The organism is Vibrio sp. VPAP30 (genome assembly GCF_001188205.1).
Lineage (GTDB): Bacteria > Pseudomonadota > Gammaproteobacteria > Enterobacterales > Vibrionaceae > Vibrio > Vibrio bivalvicida.
The window spans coordinates 1-23,199 of sequence record NZ_LBLS01000039.1 but is presented as its reverse complement, the minus strand read 5'-3'; the positions used below and the strand labels follow the sequence as shown (position 1 = coordinate 23,199).

At 44.8% G+C, this 23,199-nt stretch carries 21 protein-coding genes, 2 tRNA genes, 1 rRNA gene and 1 riboswitch; of the genes, 5 read left to right on the top strand and 19 right to left on the bottom strand.

The window, feature by feature from the left end; genetic code table 11:
• Nucleotides 1–23 precede the first annotated feature (23 nt).
• From ZX61_RS19900 to ftnA, 3 genes are all read right to left on the bottom strand, one after another.
• Nucleotides 24–1,217 (bottom strand): NAD(P)/FAD-dependent oxidoreductase, encoded by a 1,194-nt coding sequence (locus tag ZX61_RS19900; RefSeq protein ID WP_049846347.1) that lies wholly within the window; start codon nt 1,215–1,217, stop codon nt 24–26.
• Nucleotides 1,218–1,324: 107 nt separating this feature from the next.
• On the bottom strand, nt 1,325–1,648 hold the full coding sequence (gene uspB, locus ZX61_RS19895; RefSeq protein WP_045954504.1) for a universal stress protein UspB: 324 nt from the start codon (nt 1,646–1,648) through the stop codon (nt 1,325–1,327).
• A 71-nt stretch (nt 1,649–1,719) separates the two neighbouring features.
• Nucleotides 1,720–2,247 carry a non-heme ferritin gene (ftnA, locus tag ZX61_RS19890; protein ID WP_049846346.1) on the bottom strand — a complete coding sequence of 176 codons (528 nt, stop codon included), beginning with the start codon at nt 2,245–2,247 and terminating at the stop codon, nt 1,720–1,722.
• 156 nt (nt 2,248–2,403) lie between these two features.
• Here ftnA and uspA point away from each other — a divergent pair, with 156 nt between their 5' ends.
• Together uspA and ZX61_RS19880 are read left to right on the top strand one after the other, a co-directional pair.
• On the top strand, nt 2,404–2,829 hold the full coding sequence (gene uspA / locus ZX61_RS19885) for a universal stress protein UspA (RefSeq protein WP_049846345.1): 426 nt from the start codon (nt 2,404–2,406) through the stop codon (nt 2,827–2,829).
• Between the two features lie 44 nt (nt 2,830–2,873).
• Complete coding sequence (locus tag ZX61_RS19880; protein WP_049846344.1) at nt 2,874–3,758, top strand: carboxylate/amino acid/amine transporter; 885 nt, start codon at nt 2,874–2,876, stop codon at nt 3,756–3,758.
• A gap of 61 nt (nt 3,759–3,819) precedes the next feature.
• Here ZX61_RS19880 and ZX61_RS19875 read toward each other — a convergent pair whose 3' ends face one another.
• From ZX61_RS19875 to ZX61_RS19865, 3 genes are all read right to left on the bottom strand, one after another.
• Nucleotides 3,820–4,377, bottom strand: a complete 558-nt coding sequence (locus ZX61_RS19875) for a hypothetical protein (protein WP_049846343.1) — start codon at nt 4,375–4,377, stop codon at nt 3,820–3,822.
• Between the two features lie 100 nt (nt 4,378–4,477).
• On the bottom strand, nt 4,478–5,257 hold the full coding sequence (locus tag ZX61_RS19870) for a class I SAM-dependent methyltransferase (RefSeq protein WP_049846342.1): 780 nt from the start codon (nt 5,255–5,257) through the stop codon (nt 4,478–4,480).
• Between the two features lie 63 nt (nt 5,258–5,320).
• Nucleotides 5,321–8,458, bottom strand: coding sequence for an ABC transporter substrate binding protein (locus ZX61_RS19865; protein WP_049846341.1), 3,138 nt, complete (start codon nt 8,456–8,458; stop codon nt 5,321–5,323).
• A gap of 101 nt (nt 8,459–8,559) precedes the next feature.
• On the opposite strand from ZX61_RS19865, the gene asnC reads away from it, so the two are divergent.
• Complete coding sequence (gene asnC / locus ZX61_RS19860) at nt 8,560–9,024, top strand: transcriptional regulator AsnC (RefSeq protein WP_045954511.1); 465 nt, start codon at nt 8,560–8,562, stop codon at nt 9,022–9,024.
• 43 nt (nt 9,025–9,067) lie between these two features.
• Here the strand turns inward: asnC and tsrA are convergent, their stop codons facing one another.
• Complete coding sequence (gene tsrA / locus ZX61_RS19855; protein ID WP_049846340.1) at nt 9,068–9,352, bottom strand: H-NS-like global regulator TsrA; 285 nt, start codon at nt 9,350–9,352, stop codon at nt 9,068–9,070.
• Nucleotides 9,353–9,434: 82 nt separating this feature from the next.
• On the bottom strand, nt 9,435–10,628 hold the full coding sequence (locus tag ZX61_RS19850) for a multidrug effflux MFS transporter (protein WP_049846339.1): 1,194 nt from the start codon (nt 10,626–10,628) through the stop codon (nt 9,435–9,437).
• A 104-nt stretch (nt 10,629–10,732) separates the two neighbouring features.
• Here ZX61_RS19850 and ZX61_RS19845 point away from each other — a divergent pair, with 104 nt between their 5' ends.
• Nucleotides 10,733–11,686: a LysR family transcriptional regulator gene (locus ZX61_RS19845; protein ID WP_049846338.1), complete on the top strand. Its 954-nt coding sequence runs from the start codon at nt 10,733–10,735 to the stop codon at nt 11,684–11,686.
• A gap of 87 nt (nt 11,687–11,773) precedes the next feature.
• A complete protein-coding gene (locus tag ZX61_RS19840; protein WP_049846337.1) occupies nt 11,774–13,564 on the top strand; it encodes an aminopeptidase P family protein in 1,791 nt (596 codons plus the stop codon).
• A 106-nt stretch (nt 13,565–13,670) separates the two neighbouring features.
• Here ZX61_RS19840 and thiH read toward each other — a convergent pair whose 3' ends face one another.
• From thiH to rrf, 11 genes are all read right to left on the bottom strand, one after another.
• Entirely contained in the window at nt 13,671–14,789 is a 1,119-nt protein-coding gene (gene thiH / locus ZX61_RS19835) for a 2-iminoacetate synthase ThiH (protein ID WP_049846336.1), read from the bottom strand.
• An 18-nt stretch (nt 14,790–14,807) separates the two neighbouring features.
• Nucleotides 14,808–15,575: a thiazole synthase gene (locus tag ZX61_RS19830; RefSeq protein ID WP_049846335.1), complete on the bottom strand. Its 768-nt coding sequence runs from the start codon at nt 15,573–15,575 to the stop codon at nt 14,808–14,810.
• A gap of 5 nt (nt 15,576–15,580) precedes the next feature.
• Nucleotides 15,581–15,835, bottom strand: a complete 255-nt coding sequence (gene thiS, locus ZX61_RS19825; protein WP_049846415.1) for a sulfur carrier protein ThiS — start codon at nt 15,833–15,835, stop codon at nt 15,581–15,583.
• Between the two features lie 74 nt (nt 15,836–15,909).
• Nucleotides 15,910–16,686 (bottom strand): HesA/MoeB/ThiF family protein, encoded by a 777-nt coding sequence (locus ZX61_RS19820; protein WP_049846334.1) that lies wholly within the window; start codon nt 16,684–16,686, stop codon nt 15,910–15,912.
• Nucleotides 16,676–18,052: a thiamine phosphate synthase gene (locus ZX61_RS19815; protein ID WP_049846333.1), complete on the bottom strand. Its 1,377-nt coding sequence runs from the start codon at nt 18,050–18,052 to the stop codon at nt 16,676–16,678. Before ZX61_RS19815 ends, ZX61_RS19820 begins: the two co-directional genes overlap by 11 nt.
• Nucleotides 18,052–19,992, bottom strand: coding sequence for a phosphomethylpyrimidine synthase ThiC (thiC, locus tag ZX61_RS19810; protein WP_049846332.1), 1,941 nt, complete (start codon nt 19,990–19,992; stop codon nt 18,052–18,054). The genes ZX61_RS19815 and thiC overlap by 1 nt, the downstream gene beginning before the upstream one ends.
• A gap of 163 nt (nt 19,993–20,155) precedes the next feature.
• A riboswitch (TPP riboswitch) is annotated at nt 20,156–20,254 on the bottom strand.
• Between the two features lie 69 nt (nt 20,255–20,323).
• On the bottom strand, nt 20,324–20,707 hold the full coding sequence (crcB, locus tag ZX61_RS19805; RefSeq protein WP_049846331.1) for a fluoride efflux transporter CrcB: 384 nt from the start codon (nt 20,705–20,707) through the stop codon (nt 20,324–20,326).
• 108 nt (nt 20,708–20,815) lie between these two features.
• A complete protein-coding gene (locus tag ZX61_RS19800; RefSeq protein ID WP_049846330.1) occupies nt 20,816–22,198 on the bottom strand; it encodes a multicopper oxidase family protein in 1,383 nt (460 codons plus the stop codon).
• Between the two features lie 504 nt (nt 22,199–22,702).
• Nucleotides 22,703–22,779, bottom strand: a tRNA-Trp gene (locus ZX61_RS19795).
• A 60-nt stretch (nt 22,780–22,839) separates the two neighbouring features.
• Nucleotides 22,840–22,916 (bottom strand) — tRNA-Asp (locus ZX61_RS19790).
• Nucleotides 22,917–22,948: 32 nt separating this feature from the next.
• Nucleotides 22,949–23,064: ribosomal RNA gene (gene rrf / locus ZX61_RS19785) — 5S ribosomal RNA — on the bottom strand.
• Nucleotides 23,065–23,199: the final 135 nt, after the last annotated feature.

Genomic DNA, 23,199 nt, shown 5'->3' with positions numbered 1-23,199 from the left:
TAAGCAAATTTCCCGTATGAAAATCACACCCACTGTCCGGCGGCAAAACCAGAACTCCAGCACCATTGGAAGTTATAGCCCCCGAGCCAGCCAGTTACATCCATCACCTCACCGATAAAGTACAAACCGTTAATCTGCTTGCATTCCATCGTCTTAGAAGAGAGATGATTAGTATCAACGCCACCAAGAGTTACTTCGGCTGTACGATATCCTTCAGTGCCGTTAGGTGCGATTTGCCAGTTTTCTAGCTGCTTAGCGATGGCTTCAAGTTGCTTAACGTTAAACTGTTTCAGTGGTTTGTCTGCAAAAACCTTTCGCTCGATCAAAACTTCAACAAGTCGCTTTGGTAGCACCTTGGCTAGGGTGTTTTTAAGACTCTGATTAGGGTGCTTGTCGAGGGAACGTTGCAGTAGTTCATCAACATCCACTTCAGGGACTAAGTTAATCGTCACTTTCTGCCCGGCTTTCCAGAACGAAGAGATTTGCAACACTGAGGGCCCAGATAAACCGCGGTGGGTAAACAATAGTGCCTCTTTAAACATGGTGCCGTCTTGAGCGGTAATCTCCGCTGGAATAGCAATACCAGACAGTTCAGCAAATGACTCTTTGTCTTCTTTGTGCAGGGTAAATGGCACAAGTCCCGCAGTGGTCGAAATAATATCGAGACCAAATTGCTCAGCAATCTTATAACCAAATGGCGTTGCGCCCAATTTTGGCATTGATAAGCCACCTGTCGCCACAACCAATGAGTCACATTCAATCACACTCGTATTGGTGCGCAGAGCAAAGCCAGTCTCAGTCTTTTCAATTTGGTGGATATCTTGCTGGTAGCGCTGACTCACACACGGTAAATCACACTCTGCCAGAAGCATCTTGACGATATCTTTTGAGTCGTAATCTCCAACACAGAATAACTGCCCATGATCACGCTCTTCAAACTCAATCCCATGTTTACTCACCATGGAGATAAAGTCCCAGTTGGTATATTGAGACAAGGCAGATTTGACAAAATGTGGGTTTTGACACAAGAAGTTATTTGCCGACACATCATAGTTGGTGAAGTTACAACGACCGCCACCAGCTATAAGGATCTTGCGTCCAGGCTTTTTTGCATGATCTAGTAGCAACACTTTGCGACCACGCTTACCCGCCTCAGCGGCACACATTAGCCCCGCAGCACCCGCACCTATGATGACGACATCAAACTTTTCTGTCATGAACCACTACTCAAAAATTAAAACCAATAAAAAAGGATGTGCCTGATGCACATCCTTCGCAATTTACGCGGCTATTTTAGCGGCATTTTGAACCAATGCCAATTTAGCTAGAGAATCATTGCCGCCAGCAAGGTTACCGCGAGTAACGAGGTCGATAAAATAAACAGCTCGCGTACTCTGTCGCACTTACCCGTGAACACTTCATCATGATGATGATGATACTCTTTACTCTTTATGTAATGGAACAAGCGAACCTGCTTAGTGACATTACCGTGAGTGGTAAAGAAGCCATTGCCATCGACTTGCTGATAAAGTAACGGGTGGGCTTCACGCATGATGTAAATCAAAGAGCGCAGCGCGGTAAGATAGCGCGCCATATTAACGAGCGTTACCATCATTAGCGCAAATAGAATTGTGTCAGCATTGATCATCTTTTCCTCCCTACATCTTCTAAAATGCCCAGAGAAAAAGACGACCTACTTAGAGTGTCTTACGCCGAAATTTATTCAGCGGGGGCATCCATGATTGAAGATGAACCTTCTTTCGCCAAAGCTGCTAAATCTTTGTCGATAAAGAACAGCGCTTTGCCATCTTCGCCAACTAGATCTAGCTTATCTAAGATCCCTTTAAATAACTTCTCTTCCTCGTGCTGCTCTGCAACGTACCACTGTAAGAAGTTGAACGTAGAATAGTCTTGTGATGTAAACGCCACATGAGCAAGTTTGTTGATTTTTTCGGTAATCATCTGCTCGTGTTCAAATGTCTCACGGAAGACATCACCCAGACTATTAAACTCGTGCTTTGGTGCTTCGATGACACCTAAAATAGGCATTGCACCTGTCTCACTCACGTAAGTGAAAAGACGCTGCATGTGCTCCATTTCTTCTACGGCATGTGCACGTAAAAACTCAGCTGCACCTTCGAATCCTTTGTCTTCACACCAAGCACTCATTTGTAAGTATAGATTGGATGAGAAAAATTCGAGATTAATTTGCTCATTCAATTGATCGACCATTGCTTGAGAAAGCATCTACCACTCCTACTAAGTCTATGAAGTTAAATTGACTATATCATGTTGGTCACCATAACACTTTGTATGCCAAATGTGGATCTGAGATCACTTCAGCAAAATTTATTAATTCAAGGTGCTAATCTTTAATTAGAACCCTTACAAGGAGATAGCACTATGAGTTATCAACATATTTTGGTTGCCATCGACCTATCTGAAGACAGCAAACTCTTGGTCGAAAGAGCCGTATCCTTGGCAAAACCGCTAGGCGCATCTGTGTCGTTCGTTCATATTGATGTAAATTACGCTGAGCTTTATACCGGCCTGATTGACATAAACCTTGCCGAAACCCAACACCAAGCCATTGAAGCATCTCAGAAGCAACTACAGAACTTGGCTGACCATGCTGATTTCCCTATCAAGCATACTTTGGTCGGTAGCGGCGATCTGAGCAATGAACTGTGCGATACCATCAAGGAATTCAATATCGATCTTGTTGTGTGTGGCCATCATCAAGATTTTTGGAGCAAACTGCTCTCCTCTACTCGCCAGCTCATCAATTGTTCGCCCGTTGATATGTTAGTAGTACCACTCAAGGACTAAATAGGTATACACTGCCCGATAGTTTTTGATAATGAGTCTTAGTTATGGGGTATTTATCTGCGGTCACCTTGCTGTGGGCGTTTTCATTTAGCCTGATCGGCGTTTATCTAGCTGGTCAGGTTGATTCTTGGTTCTCAGTGCTAATGCGTGTTGCACTCGCAAGCTTGGTTTTTTTGCCTTTTCTTAAATTCAAAGGGATCGACAAAGGACTAATAGCCAAACTCATGGTGGTTGGTGGTTTCCAGCTTGGCTTAATGTATTGCTTCTATTACCAATCTTTCTTATTGCTCTCAGTGCCTGAAGTACTACTGTTCACTGTCTTTACGCCTATTTATGTCACACTGATTTACGATTTACTCAAACGTCGCTTCTCGCCTTGGTATTTAGTCACAGCGGCTATCGCAGTCGCTGGCGCCGCTTTTATTAAATTTGCAGGCATCAACGAGAACTTCATTGTTGGTTTCCTCGTGGTTCAGGGTGCTAATGTCTGTTTCGCGATTGGTCAGGTCGGCTACAAGTACTTGATGGAAAAATACGATGTAGAACTGCCACAGCACGCAATTTTTGGCTATTTCTATTTAGGCGCTTTGTGTGTCGCGACGGTCGCGTTCGCCTTAATGGGTAACCTAGACAAAATGCCAACTACCAGTACACAGTGGGGAGTATTGGTTTACCTTGGCCTTATTGCTTCAGGTTTGGGGTACTTTGCCTGGAACAAGGGCGCAACTCTAGTCAATGCTGGTGCTCTAGCTGTGATGAACAATGCTTTGGTTCCTGCTGGTCTTGTCGTTAACATTGTGATTTGGAATCGAGATGTGGATATCACTCAACTGAGTATCGGTGGCGCAATCATCCTGCTTTCTTTGTGGGTCAACGAAACTTGGGTCAAGCGTAAAGTTGAACAGAGTTATAAAACCAATCCACAGTAAATAAAATCACTAGATGCAAAAAAGCTCTCCATTGACGGAGAGCTTTTTATTGTCTGTATGATTAATGAAGGTTTGAGCTAGTTTGTGTCTCTGGTATCTCTGCGACTAAGCTAGATAGACTTACCTTATCTTCCAATTTCTTCTGTTTTTTAATCAGCTTACGTTGCTTATTCGCTAGCTTGAGCAGTTTCTTCTGCTGCTTGTAGTGTTTCTTTATCGCTTTCTTTGCCTTCTTAAGCGATTTTTTATCTTCTAAATCAAACACTTCACTAGCTACAGTTTCTGCTTGGCTAGTTTGAAGTTGCGTTTTTTGCAGCAAGGCTTTCTCTTTCACCCTCTCAACCACTCTTCTGACAGCTTGCGCTTTTTGCTCTGAGGGTAGATTTGCTTGAGTATTAGGCAAAGCTTCCGCTAGTAAAGCGCAGCTCTGTTGTTGCTCTAACGGCTTATTTTGGCAAGCTTGAGGAGGAATAGCGGCTGGTTTACAAAGGGAGTCTTTAGAAGCGGACGAGCGAGCACAAGAGCGACAAAGATATTTAGGCTCAACCACCAAACGATGAATATCACCCAAATTTTCCGCAATTTGCTTGCGATTCATCTTACAGAAACGTTTAGCCACGCTACAACTCCAGCTAAGAATACGAATAGTTCTTAGTAAGATATACCTGCTTGATAAGGAATTAGCAAGGACAAAAATCGCACTATTGATACAGTGTTCGCTAAGTCATTGATGCATTAACATAAACATCGAAACGATTTTTTTTCGTCTCAATTGCCATCATAGGTTTTTGTTGGTTGAGCCAATCTGCATAGTCGGGCCGTTTCACCACCACCCTTTTAGTGGCAAGGGCTAAGGCGGGTTCCAAAAGGCTATCAGCATCATGATCGGCACCAACCAAAGACTGGAATACACGCATCTCTTTTTTCACTAATGCGCTCTTTTTCTTGTTGTCAGGGTGCGGGTACATAGGGTCAAGATAAACCACGTCAGGTTTAACAAACTCCGGATCTTCTGCAAGTTGACTAAGCGCATTATGGCTAGAAGCATGAATCAAAGACATACGCTCACTCACCCACGCTCCAATCTCAGGATCATTCTTAGCTCGGGTTAGCCCATCATCCAATAACGCCGCTACGACAGGATGGCGCTCAACCATCTGAACTTTGCATCCTAGCGAAGCCAAGACGAAAGCATCACGCCCGAGACCGGCAGTGCCATCAAGTATCGTCGGTGTCGCACCCTTGTTTAAACCAGCCGCCTTAGCTATCGCCTGACCTTTACCGCCACCAAATTTACGTCTATGTGCAACCGCGCCACCGGCTAGATCAACGAAAATGGCTCCTAGTTTTGGCTCATCTAACTTACGTAGCTCTAAACGCTGCTCTGTAAGCACCAGAGCAAACGGGCTTTCATCGCTATACGCTAGCCCCCAGCGTTGTGTTATCTGTTGAAAACGTTCAGTTTGTGTTTGATCTTCACATAACAGCTGTAGTTGCACGCAATATTCCTAAGGGTTTAATCACTAACTCGGGCGCAGTTTACTGGATCTTTAGCCATTTCACTAAGCATTCTGTTGTGGTGTTAGCTCTGATACCAGTTCAGCAAGTGGCTTAGGTTTGCCGATGACATAGCCCTGTGCATAATCGACCCCGAGTTCCATCAATTGTTCAATAATCTGAGCGTTTTCTACAAACTCGGCGACGGTTTGCTTACCCATTTGTCGAGCAAGATCGTTAATTGAACGCACCATTAAGTGGTCCATATCATTGATGTCCATATCACGGACAAAAATGCCGTCTATTTTTACGATATCGACAGGAAGCTGCTTCAAGTATCCAAATGAAGATAAACCAGAACCAAAATCATCGAGTGCAATATAGCAGCCCAACGCTTTGAGCTGACTAAAAAACTCAATCGCTTGATTCATGTTGCTCATTGCTGCGGTCTCTGTGATTTCAAGACAAATTTTTCCACACGGTACTGAACTGTGCGCAAGTTTTTCTAGCAAGAAAGCGATGAACTCTTTGTTGCCCATTGAATGGCCTGAAAGATTTATCGAGCAGCGCGCTAATTGCTCTAGTACCTCAGGGTGCTGTTCAAACCAAGTAAGAGTCTGGTTGACCACTTGTTTGTCGAGCAAATGAGCAATGTTGTAACGCTCAGAAGCTGGCATAAAAATACCGGGGGAAATGTATTCACCATCGGCGTTTTTAATTCGAATCAGTATTTCAAAGTGCATTCCCTGCTCATTACCCGTCAAGTCAAGAATCTGCTGAGCAAAGAGTTCTATTCTATTGTTGGCCAGAGCGTTGTGCACTAAGTTGACGCTTTCCATTTCTTGCTCTCGGCGACGTAATTCTTGGTCATCAAGACAATACATGCTGAAGCGATTGCGCCCTTCTTCTTTAGCCACATGACAAGCGGTGTCGGCTTGAGCGTGAACCATTTGTGGCGATGAAGCCGTATGGTCAATTAAACGTATACCTATTGAACAGTTCAATGTAAGACTAATATCTTCCCAAATAAACGCATGTTCACTCAAGGTATTGATGATAGTGGTGGCAAGTTTCTTGGCATCCATTTCCGTACAATCTTTCAATAGGATGGCAAACTCATCGCCCCCTAAGCGTGCCAGGATCGTATTGTAAGGCAACACTTCTTCCAGCATGCTGGCACAAAACTGGATGGCGGCATCTCCGGCCTCGTGACCCGCGGTATCATTAAGTACTTTAAGCTGATCAAGGTCGATATAGAGCATCGCATGTGTTCGGGTATAGCTTTCGACCTCACGCAGTGCCTTCTCCAACTCCTTTTCGAAGTAGTTACGACTGTAAGTACCTGTCAGCAAATCATGTTGCGCTTGATATTGAAGCTGCTCTGATAACGCTTTGGTCTCAGTAACATCTTCGCCAACAATCAGTAGGTGCCCTGATTCAGCCAAAGGACGAATGTTTTCACGCACCCAAACAATATGTCCATCAGCATGGCGATATTCAATTTCTCGGCGCCATACACCTTTAATCGCCTGCTTAGGTTGCAGCAGAACTTGCCTTGGCACTAGCGAATTATTGTTGTGATAGAATTCTTTCAACCTATGGCCAAGCACCTGCTCAGAGCGATAACCCAATAGTTGCTCAGCAAACTGGTTAACTTGTTGGATGCGATTTTGCTCATCTAGGGTAACCATCATTACAGGTTGCTGATCGTAATAATGGCTTAAGTTGGCCTCTCGTTGATAGAGACGCTCTTCTGTAATTTTGCGTGAAGTAATGTCACGCGCCTCTAATAAGTACTGACTACCTTCATTGAGCAGAGGTATAGGCTTAAGCGAAAGTTCTAATACCATCGAGCCTTGATCGGCATGCCAGATTTCAGCCTCAAACTGAACAATAGCGTCGTGCTCTTTAGTGATAAAAAATTGCTTCAACTGCTCTCTAGCTTGCTGCTCCCAATGGCGATGCTGCCATATTGGACGCTCAACACTAAAGTTTTGGTCATAGAGCAGATCCTGCAGCTTGCGATTGCTTGACATAATATGGCCGCTGGCATCAATCACCCCAATAAAATGATAGCTCTGATCAAAAACCATTTCGATTAATGTTTGGCTCTCTTTTGCAAGCTGTTCACTGCGCTTTATCCGGCTGAGATAATAGATAAGAATCATAATGATAACCGCCAGAAAAAGTACCAAACTGCCTACTATTTCTAGCTCCTGCTGATAGCGGTCAGAAAAAGATTGAGGCTTATTGAAAATAACTGATGTCGCTTCTCCCTCTATGCCGAGCCCCCATTTCAACACAGCTTGATAGTCGAGTTTGATTTCTGGAATGCCCACTTCAACTTTTGGTAGCTGAGCTTCTGGATTGTCTAGCACGCGTTGCAATAGTTTCGCCGTCTGCTGACCATGCTGCCGACCACTTTGAATTACACCGCCCACAGCTCCGTAACCTAAGCCCAAGTCATGCACCATATAAATTGGTGCCTTAGAGGCTTCATTCAACTGCTGCCAATGCTCTTGCTGAGCCACAATAGAGCCATCTATTTCTCGGTAGTAAATCCAAAAAATGACACTCGCCGTACTTTCTAGCTTTGTAGCAAACTCAATGAGCTGTTCAAATTTTTCCGGAATAAGTGAAACCACTCGATCATTATATTCCGGGTAGTGAGTTAAAAACTTATCAATTTGTGAACGTGCAGCCGCGCCAGTCACCGAATAGTCGGTAACGATATAGATTGACTTAACTTCAGGTTGAATACGCTCTATCAGTGAGATATTGCTGTAAAGATCAATATCTTCCGTTACACCTGTCGCGTTAAGATCTTTATGCATGTTAGGGTCGTAGCCATTGATTCCACCGAAGATAACTGGCGTATCCCCCAAAATGGGTGCCAGTTTGTTCATCAGCATCAAAGCATTATTGTCACTAACGACAACGGCTTTAAACTGCTCTTGCTCAAATTTAGTTTTATAGAGAGAGTACAATTGTTCAAAGTAGGCATCGCTCTGTATTCGCTTGGTATCGAGATACAGAACACGTGTAGAGATATGAGCGTTCTTCAGTTGCTGTTCTAAACCCTTTTGAAAGGTATCAGTCCAAAAGAAACCTTGATGGTAGGAGTGCACCACTAACACATCATTTTCACTTGCTCGCGTAGCAAAAGTGGTAACTAGCGCTAGAAGGATTAGACACAAACGCACTAAAATAGTCTCAAAATCAAAGGAGTATGGATATAATTGTATCACCACTGATGATAAATTGTACTAATTCCACAAAGTTAGGCTGATTTACAAGGACTCACATGCAAGCACACGGTATTAAACTTGATGACTTAGATAAAGCCATCTTAAAGACTTTAATGGAAGACGCTCGTACTCCTTATGCCGAAATGGCTAAACAATTCGAGGTTAGCCCCGCAACGATCCATGTTCGAATCGAAAAAATGAAGTCAGCGGATATAATTCAGGGTACAGAAGTGATCGTCGATACCAAAAAGCTTGGATACGACGTCTGTTGCTTCATCGGCATTAACCTTAATGCAGCGCGTGATTACCATTCTGCGCTAGAAAAGCTCAATGCGCTTGAAGAAGTGGTTGAAGCGTATTACACCACGGGAGCCTATAATATTTTCGTAAAGCTCATGTGTCGCTCTATAGAAGAGCTACAGTACGTTTTAATCGATAAATTACAGGCGATTGATGAAGTGCAATCGACGGAAACTTTAATTTCTTTGCAAAACCCAATCAACCGTAACGTCAATCCATAAAAAAACTCGCCTAGGCGAGTTTTTATTATTCAGTATCGAGCAATTACTTCGATTCTAAATATTGCTTTAGATCATCGACAGAGATGCCTTGCTCAGCTATCTCTTTGGCTAAAGATTCAATCTGTTCACCTTTGCGTGAATCAATCACTTGCTGAAACTGATAAACCATATCACGCAAGACTGGCAGTGGTACTTGTTTTGCTGCACTTCGAATGCGTTCACCACTTTGACTGCCTAGCTCACTCAAAAGTTTACCAAACATAATTTTTTCTGGAGTATCTTCCAATTGCTCCAATACACGAGCCATCTCGTATGTTGTCATTGACATCGTTGTGATTTATCCACAGAACTCGATATAAGAAGCTCAAATATACATCGTTTGGTTAGATTATCAAGGCTTGTCAGACTCGCTAAGCCGTTGCATGGTGCCAAGTTTTCCCGACCCTTGACCATAGAATGGCCAGCGCAGGAGCAACTATCAGCATTAAGGTCGCGATCATGACATGAGGTTCCATACCTAGTCGCTGAACGCTACCAACCACTAAGCCGGAACCACTCATCTGAAATAGTCCAAGTAATGCGGCCGCTGTACCCGCTTTATCACCAAAAGGTGCGAGTGCCTTTCCTGCTGATGCACCAAGTATCCAGGCAAAACCTACAGATGATATAAAGATAGGGAACATAAAGGCAAAAGCAGTAGAATGTCCGATTAGAGCAAGCATAGTGACACCCGCGATAGCTAGAGTAATGATACCGACCGACAGCGTTTTGTGAGTGCCAAATTTGTCCATAAACTTAGGTGCACTCATACAAGCAACAATGTTAAATGCTGCATTGATACCGAACCACATAGTAAATTGGTTCATTGACAGACCGAGGTTTTCCATCAACACAACAGGCGCAGACGTCACATAACCAAGAATCACTGCCATAGCTAACATACATAGTGTTGCATGGAAGAGGAATGTAGGCGTTTTAATCACATCCAGATAACGGTTAAGCTTAAACACAGGCTCTTTACTTAGCTGTGGATTCGTCTCCTTTAAACCAAGCCAAAGCATGGCCAGTACTACAACAGCAAAACCAGCCATAAAACTAAAATTTGCTCGCCAACCGAACTGCTGTGTTAACCAACTCCCCAAGATTGGAGCAAGTGCAGGAATAAAACATATTGCACCATTTAGGTAGCTAATCATCTTACCGCTTTTCTGTGGACCAAAAATGTCGCGAACTGTTGCAAAGGCTGCTACCGATGTCGCGCACGCACCTAAGCCTTGTAGCAATCGAGACATAAGCATCCACTCAATATTTTGAGCACTCCACGCCAATAAAGCGCTCACTGCGTAGATACTAACACCTCCCAATGCAACAGTTCGACGTCCTAACTTGTCTGCTAAAGGACCTGCAAACAACTGTCCTACCCCCATAGCAAACAAAAACCAAGTAATTGTGTCTTGAGCAAGAGCATGTTCCACGTGGAACGCAGTTGAGATCATTGGTAGTGCCGGCAAGTAGATATCTATCGCCAATGGGCTGAATAGAACCAGTAGTGTAAGCAACACTAACTGTAATTTACGAGGGGAACTTTCATTTGCCACTTGCACTACGAACTCCGATGCACTTGATGAATTTGTCCATATACTAAGCTAAACTAGATATGCCAACCAATGACATATAGTCATCAATGTTATTCCAATAGGGAATTTCTATGAATATTGAGAAGCTAGCTCGCATCGATCTTAATCTATTGGTTTGCTTGCGGGTGCTAATAGAAGAATTGAATGTAACACGTGCAGCACATAGATTATGTTTAAGTCAATCAGCTGTCAGCAAAAGCTTAGCCAAGCTAAGAACCCAATTTGATGACCCGCTTTTCGTTCGTCATGCTCATGGGCTAAAGCCAACACCTAAAGCCCTGTTTCTCAAGCCTAAGCTTGAAATTCTTATTAACCAACTCGAACAACTTACCCAGCCTGAACAGTTTTCAGCGAGTTCGAGTGACTATCGCTACCAAATTGCCGCAGTAGAAAGCGTTTACCCGTTAATTCTTCCCCACTTTTTGCCCGAGATTTTTAAACGTGCACCTGGTGTAACCATTAGTACTCACGCATGGGCCGAAGAAACATTTAAACAATTACAACGCGGAGAAATTGACCTTGGGATTACTGGTAAGGATATTGACATAAACGACGCTAAGTTAACCATGCTTCCACCGAGTGATATTTGCGAGCAAGAGATCTATCGTGACAACCAGATGTGTTTAGTACGAAAAGAACATCCAGCGCTTAGCCAACATTGGAACTTGGAAAACTACCTTTCTCAACGCCACGTACAAGTTAGATGCGATGGTAACGAACGCTGGCTACTCGACTATCGATTAGCGGATATAGGTAAAGAGCGTGATATCGCTATTACTGTGCCTGATTTCAACAGTGCAGCTAGCCTCTGCTCATATACTGATTTCGTGTTTACTGCACCAAGCCATTTCGTCAAACTTGCTTCGAAGCAACTCAGCTTAACTGTTTTGCCACTACCGATGGAATTTCCTCCTATGGCTTATACGTTGTTTTGGCACCGAGACAGAGAAAATGACCCAGCTTTGTCTTGGCTACGGCAAATTATTCGTGACAAAACCACAGCACTTAGACAATTTGCAGGCTGACAGCAAAAAGAGTAGCTTATTCGCATCGTCCACTTAACGTCACTCACGCCGACATGGACGCCTTACTAATATGAAGGATTAACACAGATGCTTACAACAATAGAGCAACGCCTATCCGCAATTCGTGAATGGCTAGCCCAGCACAACATTGATGCCTTGCTTGTCCCACATGAAGACGAATACCTAGGCGAATACGTACCAGCACATAATGAGCGCTTACATTGGCTAACTGGCTTTACTGGTTCAGCAGGTGTCGCCGTTATAACTCAAGACAAGGCAGCGATCTTTGTCGATGGTCGCTACACGGTGCAAGTCACTAAACAAGTTCCTGCCGATCTATTCGAGTACCGTCACTTAATTGAAGAGCCTGCGCTAGATTGGATTAAAGACCAGCTAACTAGTGGAGCTTGTGTAGCAATCGATCCTCGTATGCACAACTCAGCTTGGTTAGATATGGCACAAGCAAAACTAGCAGAATCACTTGAGCTTAAGACTCTCAACGGCAACCCAATTGATGAGCTTTGGCTTGATCGCCCTGCTCCTGTGGTTTCTGACGTTCGCCTGATGGCAACAGAAGCAGTTGGTCAATCTAGTCAGAGCAAACGCCAACAAATTGCTGATCTATTAAAAACAACAGGTGCAGACAGCGCAGTGATTACTGCACTTGACTCTGTTTGTTGGTTACTTAACGTGCGCGGTCTTGATGTATCACGCCTGCCGGTTCTTCTTTCTCACGCGATTCTTCATTCAGACTCAAGCGTAGAATACTTCCTCGACCCTGCTCGCCTACCGAAAGGATTTGAAGCTCATGTAGGTAATGGTGTAAATGTACATCACCCAGAAGCACTGCAAGCAAGACTAGAAAGGTTGTCAGGTAAGAAAGTGCTGGTTGACCCAGCGACAAGCAGCGCATGGTTTAAGCTGGTTCTACAAAATACTGGGGCGACCGTATTAAGCGCTGCGGATCCATGCCTAATGCCAAAAGCTGCTAAGAACGCTGTAGAAATTGCAGGAATGAAAGCGTGTCACATTCGTGATGGTGTGGCGATGAGCAAGTTCCTAAGTTGGTTAGATGCGGAGGTAGCAGTCGGCAACCTGCATGACGAAGCGACACTATCTGACAAGCTAGAAGCGTTCCGTAGCGAAGACCCTACTCTAATGGACCTTAGCTTCGACACGATTTCAGCAGCAGGCGGAAACGCGGCAATGTGTCACTACAATCATGAGAACCAACCGGAACCTGGTCAGCTTGAATTGAACACGCTTTACCTTGTCGATTCGGGTGGTCAGTACCTAGATGGTACCACAGACATCACGCGCACAATCGCAATCGGTCAACCTTCACAAGAGATGATTAAGCAATTCACCCTCGCTCTAAAAGGTCATATCGGTGTTGCTCGTGCTCGATTCCCTAAAGGTACTCGTGGTTACCAAATTGATACGTTGGCTCGTCAGCACCTATGGGCTGAAGGCTATGATTACGATCATGGTACCGGTCATGGTGTTGGTCACTTCCTAAATGTTCATGAAGGACCCGCTAGTATTTCCAAGAGACAAATCGATGTTCCTCTTACAGAAGGCATGGTGCTATCGAACGAGCCTGGTTACTACCGCGCTGATGCATTTGGTATCCGTATCGAGAACTTAGAGCTTGTTGTCGAAACACCTACCAATGGTGACTTCCCTGTTCTATCTTTTGAATCGCTAACACGCTGCCCGATCGACAAGCGTAACATCAATGTAGATATGCTGACTCGACCAGAGTTGGCTTGGCTAAATGACTACCACCAAAAAGTCTGGGATGAAATCAGCCCACTAGTTGAAGGTGAAGTGAAAGAATGGCTTCGTCAGTCAACCTTGCCACTGACTCATGGCTAGAAACTGGATAACTGGATAACTGGATAACTGGAAAGAATAGAGGGTTGATGTGATGCATCAACCCTCTTTATTATTGTTAGTTGTGTTTCACGTGAAACACCAATTCTTAACATAAACCTGAATAGGCAGAGTGCCAATCTCGCCAAACGGGGTCAAACCCTTTAGCGCGAATCATATCTTCGACTGTACCTGCACTTCGCTCATCACTAATTTCAAATTGCTCCAGTTCAGTGTCATCCATCGCATAGCCACCTGGTTGAGTTTTTGATGCTGCAGACATGGTTGTGATCCCCAAGGGTAAGACATTATCTCTAAATTTTGGTGACTCACGAGTCGATAGAGACAAGTCTACTTCAGGATTCAACAAGCGATAAGCACAAATGAGTTGGACCAATTGTTTATCTGTCATCACCGACTTTGGCTGAAGCGCTCCCTCACATGGACGCAATCGTGGGAACGAAATCGAGTAACGAGTTTGCCAATAGGTGCGCTCTAGATAATCGAGATGCGCCGCAACATAAAAGCAATCAGTTCGCCACTCTTCCAAGCCAATCAAGGCACCGATACCAATCTTATCTATACCCGCTTTTGCCAATCGATCCGCAGTATCTAGTCGGTACTCAAAATCCATCTTGTTACCACGCAAGTGGTGCTCAGCATAGGTAGATGGATGATATGTTTCTTGATACACCATCACGGCGTCCAACCCTAAGGTCTTTAGTTCAGCATACTGATCTTGATCGAGCGGCTGAACTTCCATCGCCAAATAGTTAAAGCGCTGCTTTATCATTGGCACCATTTCACGGAAATAGTTCATGCCAACTTTGGTTTCGTGTTCGCCTGTTACTAGCAAAACGCTATCAAACTTCATTCGTTTGATCGCTTCCACTTCCGCAGACACTTCATCTTTGTTTAGGGTGCGACGCTTAATACGGTTCTCCATCGAGAAGCCACAATAAGTACAAGCATTGGCACACAAGTTAGACAGGTACAGGGGAATATAGAGTGACATAGTATTGCCAAACCGTTTACGAGTTGCCGTGTAAGACAACTGAGCCATCTGCTCCAAATAAGGCTCGGCAGCAGGCGAAATTAATGCCTTAAAGTCTTCTAAATTACGCTTGGGTTTATTCAATGCACGTTCGACATCTTGCGCCGTCTTGGCATAGATCGACATCGAAATGTCGTCCCAATTGAGCTGCTTAAATTGTTCAACGAAACTCATTTTATTCTCGCTTAGAACTTATAGCTCATCTAAAAATGAAGTCAGTGGACTCGATGCGACTGCTTGAGACACCTTACCTGCGAGACCCGCTTCATAGGCCATACGCCCCGATTCGACCGCCATATTAAATGCCTGTGCCATCGCAACTGGATCGTTTGATGCAGCAATAGCTGTGTTAACAAGTACCGCATCTGCGCCCATTTCCATTGCCCGCGCGGCATGTGAAGGCGCTCCAATACCTGCGTCCACAACCACAGGAACATTAGCCTGGTCGATGATAATCTCTAGGAAGTCGTGAGAGACGATGCCTTTGTTTGATCCTATCGGCGCGCCTAATGGCATTACTGCTGCACAGCCCACTTCTTCCAACCGCTTACACAACACAGGATCTGCATGGCAGTAAGGAAGCACGATAAACCCTTCGCGAACCAATTGTTCGGCAGCAGTAAGTGTTTCAATTGGGTCCGGCATCAAGTACTTAGGATCAGGGTGAATTTCTAATTTTAACCAGTTTGTCTCCAACGCTTCACGCGCTAGTTGCGCGGCAAAAACAGCGTCTTTCGCATTCTTCGCACCAGAAGTGTTCGGTAGGAGGTTTACGCCCGATTGCACTAGCGGCTTCAAAATATCATCTTGCTGATCGTTTACGTCAACGCGCTTTAACGCCATGGTCGCTAATTGAGAGCCTGAGGCTTGAATCGCTTGCGCCATTAATTGGCTATTAGCAAACTTGCCGGTTCCTGTGAACAGGCGTGATTCGAACAGTTTATCACCAATTTTAAGCATCGACTTTAACCCCCTGCGATAGCTTGAAACAAAGAGATGCTATCTCCCTGCGAAAGTACTGTACTCGCCCACTCACTGTGCGGCACAACATTGTTATTAATTGCAAAAACACACCCCATTTCAGGCAGCTCAAACTGGCGAATGATTTGCTGTAGATTTGACGCACTGGCAACTTGATGTGATTGGTCATTGATGACAATAGTGATCACATCGAGTTCTTCGGCAAGTGCTTGTGTTGTTTGTTGTTCTGATAACGCCATTGCTTCCATCTCTCTTATTTCCAATCGTTACTTTAAGTAGACCTATTGGATGTTTTGCTCTGTTAACTTGCACTCTAATCTTGAGCGCAAACTTGGCACTGTTTGTCTTTGCTTATCCCCATAGTTCGCCACTGCATTTTCAAACCATCAAAAATATGCAGCTTGGCGACCTCGACATGAAACTGGCCGGTAGCAAGTTTTTGTATCGCCGCCAATGCTTGGTAATTACCAAGTGTGCCCACCACAGGGCCAACCACACCACTGTCACTACATTTCTGCGTATGTGGCAGTTCATCGAATGGATACAAACAGCGATAACAAGCCTTACCCTCGTCTCCGTCAGCACTACTATTCGCTTGATAGTCAAAGACAACAAATTGGCCTTGCCAGCCAATCGCGGCTGCAGATATCAGTGGCTTTGCTTGTTCAAAACAAACTTGGTTTATTAGCTGACGAGTTGGCATATTGTCAGTGCAGTCCAACACGACATCCGCCAGCATAGCTTCAAGCTGCAACTGTGCCTTATCGAGCCGCTTGTGAAGTGCTCGAACTTGGATCATGGAGTTAAGTTCAGAAAGCTGTTTGACTGTCGCTTCCGTTTTAGCAAGCTGGAGATCACGTTCACGATAGATGATCTGACGTTGTAAGTTGCTACTATTGACCTCATCATCATCAACGACCACTAACTTACCGACCCCCGCCGACGCCAAATAGAGACTCGCAGCACTTCCAAGTCCGCCACAGCCAATTATCAATACATGCGACTTGCTCAGCCTCTCCTGACCACTTTCAGCGATTTCTGGCAGAGCGACTTGACGCTGATAGCGGAGGAATTGCTGATCAGTGAGCATGTTGTTCTCTCTCTTCATTAGTTGCTATCGAGATTGAATCAGTAAACGCTGACTGCCTTTCCTTCATCAGCTGGTTGAAAAACTCAATCACAGGCTCAGGTGACTGTGCCAATGTAATCGCTCTAACGACCGCCAAGCTCGAAACGCCTGTTTGCCAAACTTGGTCTGCGTTCGTTTGGTCAATACCGCCGATTGCTACCGTTGGATAACCAAGAGTCAAACCACTAGTGCTCTCTTGCGTGCAGGCATAAGGAATACTATCAATCAATTTTTGATATAGAGCTAAGCGCACTAAGCCTTGTGGCTTCGATGGCATCTGCTTAGTGGTGGTTGGGAAGATATGTCCCAGCGCAATGTAGCTAGGGTGGATTTGCACAATACGAAGCAACTCGTAATAGCCATGGGTAGAAAGGCCTAAACGAATGCCAGCTTTGGTTAGCTGAGCCAAGTTTGACTCTTCTATATCTTCTTGCCCAAGATGAACACCATAAGCACTATGCTTGATCGCTAACTGCCAGTAGTCATTAATAAACACTTGCGCTTGATATTGGCGACCGAGTTCAATCGCTCGAATGATCTGTTGTTCCAAATCGGCTTGCTGCGCGCTCTTGATTCGCAGTTGAATAGTGTTGATACCTAACGGCAGTAAGCGTTCAATCCAAGCAACATCATCAACTACTGGGTAGAGCCCTAAACTCTGCTTAGTTAAACTAGGAAAGCTGACACTCTCCCCTTGCGCAGACCACCCAACTTGTATGCCAAGTCGGCTATCTTCTAGTACTGGAGTTGGGAACTGATTGAATTGCTCAGCCCACTGAGTCAAAGATTTCTCATTCAACGCTGTTTCACGTGAAACATTCGCTTGTTGAGTTGTCATTCCTCGCGCGAGTGTTAACGTATCTTCGACAGGAAAGTCGAGTACGGTCAATACAACTATCCAAGCAAAGTGATACTCAGGCTCAAATACAGAATTGAGTTTAGACCTAACGGAAAGTGCTCTCACTTCGTCGTTAATGGGATGACGCCAGACATCAAGCTGAAGCACTTCATCCCTTTTATCACAAGCCAAACCATCAGCAATACCAATAAAGATAGCGTTGGAAGACTGCTTCGCACAGGCTTCTACCGATAAAGCAGAGCTGTAATAAATAGCAAATGAGCAATCTGACTCACAGTCATACCCCTCAATGAGATCGGTAGCGACATGCGTAATCTGTTGGTCGCGAACAAGCTGAACAGACTGAGTTGGGCTGACACCCAACTCAATCTCTTCGATGCGAAAACCCTGTTCTTTCGCCAACAACAAACATTGCTGAACTAAGCCTGTTAGCTCAATCAATGATGACGGAATTAGGATTTTGCTCATTACTCACTTACCTCTGCATGAGCTGCTGGGTGGTATAGCTCAGAACCAGTCTCTCGGAATTCTTGCGATTTTTGGCGCATGCCTTCTAGTGGATCGTCGAGCATTTTGATCGAGATAGCTTGGTCAGCCGCTACTTGATCAGTATCTTTCGCGTATTCACGAACTTCTTGTGAAATCTTCATAGAGCAGAATTTAGGTCCACACATTGAACAGAAGTGTGCAACCTTTCCAGACTCTTGAGGCAGGGTTTCATCGTGATAAGCTCGTGCAGTATCAGGGTCTAGCGATAGGTTGAACTGGTCTTCCCAGCGGAATTCAAAACGCGCTTTAGAGAGCGCATTATCTCGAACCTGAGCACCAGGGTGACCTTTGGCTAAGTCAGCCGCATGTGCTGCGAGCTTATAGGTAATCATACCCACCTTAACGTCTTCTTTATTCGGTAAGCCAAGGTGCTCTTTTGGTGTAACGTAACAAAGCATCGCACAGCCATACCAACCGATCATCGCGGCACCAATGCCAGATGTAATATGGTCATAGCCAGGTGCAACGTCGGTTGTCAGTGGGCCAAGGGTATAAAATGGTGCTTCATGGCAGTGTTCTAACTGCTCTTCCATGTTCTCTTTGATCATGTGCATTGGTATATGGCCAGGACCTTCGATAATGACCTGTACGTCATATTCCCAAGCAATCTTGGTTAACTCACCAAGAGTACGAAGCTCAGCAAATTGCGCTTCATCGTTCGCATCGGCTACTGAGCCAGGACGTAAACCATCGCCAAGAGAAAGAGCCACGTCATACTTGGCACAGATTTCACAGATCTCGCGGAAGTGAGTATATAGGAAGCTTTCCTGATGATGCGCTAAACACCATTTCGCGATAATAGAACCACCACGAGAAACAATGCCAGTAACACGTTTTGCCGTCATAGGCACATAGCGAAGCAGTAAACCTGCGTGAATAGTGAAATAATCGACGCCCTGCTCTGCTTGCTCAATCAAAGTATCGCGCATCACTTCCCAGTTGAGGTTTTCCGCAATACCGTTCACTTTTTCAAGCGCTTGGTACATTGGCACAGTACCGATCGGCACGGGGCTGTTACGTAGAATCCACTCACGAGTTTCGTGAATATTGCGACCAGTAGACAGATCCATAACAGTATCGCCACCCCAGCGAGTCGCCCATACTAGTTTCTCTACCTCTTCCTCAATTGAAGATGTCACCGATGAGTTACCGATATTAGCGTTTACTTTAACTAAGAAGTTACGCCCAATAATCATTGGTTCAGATTCTGGGTGGTTAATATTGGAAGGGATAATCGCTCGACCTTCTGCGACTTCTTTACGAACAAATTCTGCAGTAATGTCTTTGGGTAAATTGGCCCCGAAGCTTTGCCCTGGATGCTGTTGATTCAACACCTCATCGCGATACTGAGCACGGCCCATGTTTTCACGCAGGGCGATGTATTCCATCTCAGGGGTAACAATGCCTTTGCGCGCATAGTGCAGCTGAGTGACACACTGACCATCTTTAGCACGTCTAATTCGCGGCAAATTGCCATAACGTAGCTCATCAAGCGTCTCGTCTTCTAAGCGCTCCTTGGTGTATACCGAGCTAACATCGTCGAGTAATTCAGTATCGGCGCGTTCCTCTATCCAACCTTCTCTTAGCTTTGGTAGGCCGCTGTAAAGGTCAATAGCGTGTTCTGGGTCAGTGTAGACGCCAGAGGTATCATAAACACGTACAGGCTCATTAGGTTCGAAAATAGGCGCTTCTTTTGTACCTCCGATAAGACTATCCGCGAGCGAGATTTCCCGCATAGGTACACGAATATCTGGGCGTGAACCCTCTACATAGACTTTGCTTGAATTTGGGTACGGCTGTACCGAAAGTGTATCAATGAACTGTTTTGCTTCCAGTCTCGCTTGTTTGCGACTCGACATAGCATTTTTCCTTGCTTTGTTATTCTTAGATAAAAAGTAATGGGATAAAAATGCTTGGCGGAAAGATGCGACAAGAGGAATCGAATTATGACCTTATTAGTGTGCACTAATGGTATATAACAACATTCGACTATTTGATAGGTAACCAGACAAAACTCTGGTGTAGATATCTTCTCTTGTTCCCTTCGCAGATTCTAATCTGATCAGGTTCAACGGATCCCGAATAAACGGTCTCAGCCTTATGGCACTCCGACAAGTAATTGCAGTATATAAAAACGGCTTAGGTAAACCAAGCCGTGATGAACAATAATTAGCTAAATTTTAACCAACATTAGTTCTTAATGAGTATTTGAAAACCAATCCATGCAGCAGAAATGCTTAAAAAGACATTCAGCAACACGTTCAAACCCATCTTAAAAAATGCACCTTGCTGCATTAGAAGCACATTATCCATAGAGAATGTAGAGAAGGTGGTTAGCGCGCCAAGAAAGCCCAATCCGATAATTTGGCGCCATGGTTCGGTAGCTAGCATCTCATTTTCAAAAGCCGCAATAAGCAAACCCATAATGAAAGAACCGACCACGTTAACAGTTAGCGTACCGTATGGAAAGCCACGCCCAAGAAGCGCAACACAAAACTCCGAAACAAGATAACGAGAGCATGCTCCAAATGCACCACCGAGTGCGATAAAACCCAAAATTGAAAACTGACCCATAATTCCTCCGATTGACTGGGTGTATTGTAGCCAAAATACACGCTTGCGGAAGATCATAAATTAAGATTTAGCCATTGCTAACTGCAAACTTTTTAAAAGTTACAGGAGTCACTTTACTTCAATATACCCCATTAGTCCGGTTTTCATATGCTCTATCACATGACAGTGATACATCCAACGCCCTGGATTATCCGCCACAAACGCTGCGATAGCCGTACCGTTTTTGCCTAGTAAAACAGTGTCAGTGTGGAAAGGCTGCTCGACCTTTTTACCATTGAGATCTAATACTGTGAATGTATGGCCATGGATATGAATTGGATGGTGATACTGAGTGACATTCTTGAGATAGAAAATATAAGTTTTACCCAGTTGTAATGAAGCTAGTGGCGCGGGGATATTATCTTTCGACATCCCTTCCCAAGCCCGTTTATTGGTTAACCAAAACTTAGGAACAGACTTACCATCTTTCCCAACCGGTGAAATTGCCCCTTCCCATTCAAATACGAAATCAATTTTCTCCGCATTGGCTAAATCAAGATCAGGCACTGGATTAAGAGGAAGTTGAGGGATCGGCTTGTGATCGGAAAGATCAGACTTGATCGCTTCAAACTCACACAAAGGAAACGGAAATCTACCCTTCATATATCGGACATAAACGGACTCTCCTTGCTTCGGAGCTCTTAAGGCAAGGTCAACCCTCATTCCTGGGCCAATTTTATGTTGAGAGAGCTTATAGGGTGTTTTAATCGGGTTACCATCAATGGCTACCACCCATGCTTCGGCTCCTTCAATAGCAATCGGATAGGTAATGGTATTATCGACGTTTGCGATACGCAGCCGAGTAGTGGCATTTTCCCTTAATTGATACTTAGGCTCATGTACACCGTTAACGCTACTCCACTCTCCGGGGGTTCCCATTCTGGCGCTAAGACGAGGGATCATTAACTGTTTCCACTGCCCCTGCTTATCAAGGTGCCAGTGCTTAAGCATTAACTCGTGTTCTTCATCAAACTCTACTGGAACCGCTTCTTCGACGATGATCAGCCCCACTAACCCCATACCAAGTTGTTTGACGCTATTCATATGCGGGTGATACCAGAATGTACCAGCATCAGGCGGGGTAAAGCGATACTCGAAAGTTTCACCTGGCATGATTGGCGCTTGGCTTAAGAATGGCACGCCATCCATTTCAATTGGAATTCTTAGCCCGTGCCAGTGAATCGTAGTTGGCTCTGAAAGCTTGTTGGTAAATCTGATCGTGACTTCCTGCCCTTGACGGCAACGAATCGTCGGGGCTGGAATCTCACCATTAAATCCAAGTACATTCGTTGTATAACCAGGTACAAGTTCAGCCGTTGCGGGCTCTGCAGTGAGATCATAAACAAACTCACCTTTATCATTGTTAGCTCGGGTTAAAGTACATGCAGGCAGTACACTAAGCGCAGAAAACGCTAATCCAGTTTTGATAAAATGACGACGAGAGAATTCCATAATCTATTAGACTTTCGAATGAATAAGTAACTAAAGTAACAAATTGGTGGGAATAATTCTCAATAACGTAGGTAGTTTGAGAACTGGGAGTTAAGTAATTGCCTCTTCGAAAACAAAAAGGCTCCAGCATTTCTGCTAGAGCCTTAAATATGGCAGGGGTGGAGAGATTCGAACTCCCAACACGCGTATCTTTGGTAGTGGTGGAATCCGCTGCTCTTTCCTTACTACAAACGAAAAGGCTCCAGCATTTCTGCTAGAGCCTTGAATATGGCAGGGGTGGAGAGATTCGAACTCCCTACACGCGCATCTTTGGTAGTGGCGGAATCCGCTGCTCTTTTCTTACTACAAACGAAAAGGCTCCAGCATTTCTGCTAGAGCCTTAAATATGGCAGGGGTGGAGAGATTCGAACTCCCAACACGCGCATCTTTGGTAGTGGCGGAATCCGCTGCTCTTTTCTTACTACAAACGAAAAGGCTCCAGCATTTCTGCTAGAGCCTTGAGTATGGCAGGGGTGGAGAGATTCGAACTCCCAACACGCGGATTTGGAATCCGCTGCTCTGCCAATTGGAGCTACACCCCTGTAGAATCTTTCAAATTATAGATTCGAAAAAACCTCGCCTTAGCGAGGTTTCTAAATAAGTGGCGGAGCGGACGGGACTCGAACCCGCGACCCCCGGCGTGACAGGCCGGTATTCTAACCAACTGAACTACCGCTCCGCACTGGTCAGACTCTTGAGTCTAAATTTAAAGCCTGGCGATGTCCTACTCTCACATGGGGAAACCCCACACTACCATCGGCGCTAATTCGTTTCACTTCTGAGTTCGGCATGGAATCAGGTGGGTCCAAATCGCTATGGTCGCCAAGCAAATTCTTTAATTCGGAAAGCTGTTTTAAGTTCTTAACACATTCAATCTGTTCTTGCTTTGAGTCCATCAAAACCCTTTGGGTGTTGTATGGTTAAGCCTCACGGGCAATTAGTACAGGTTAGCTCAACGCCTC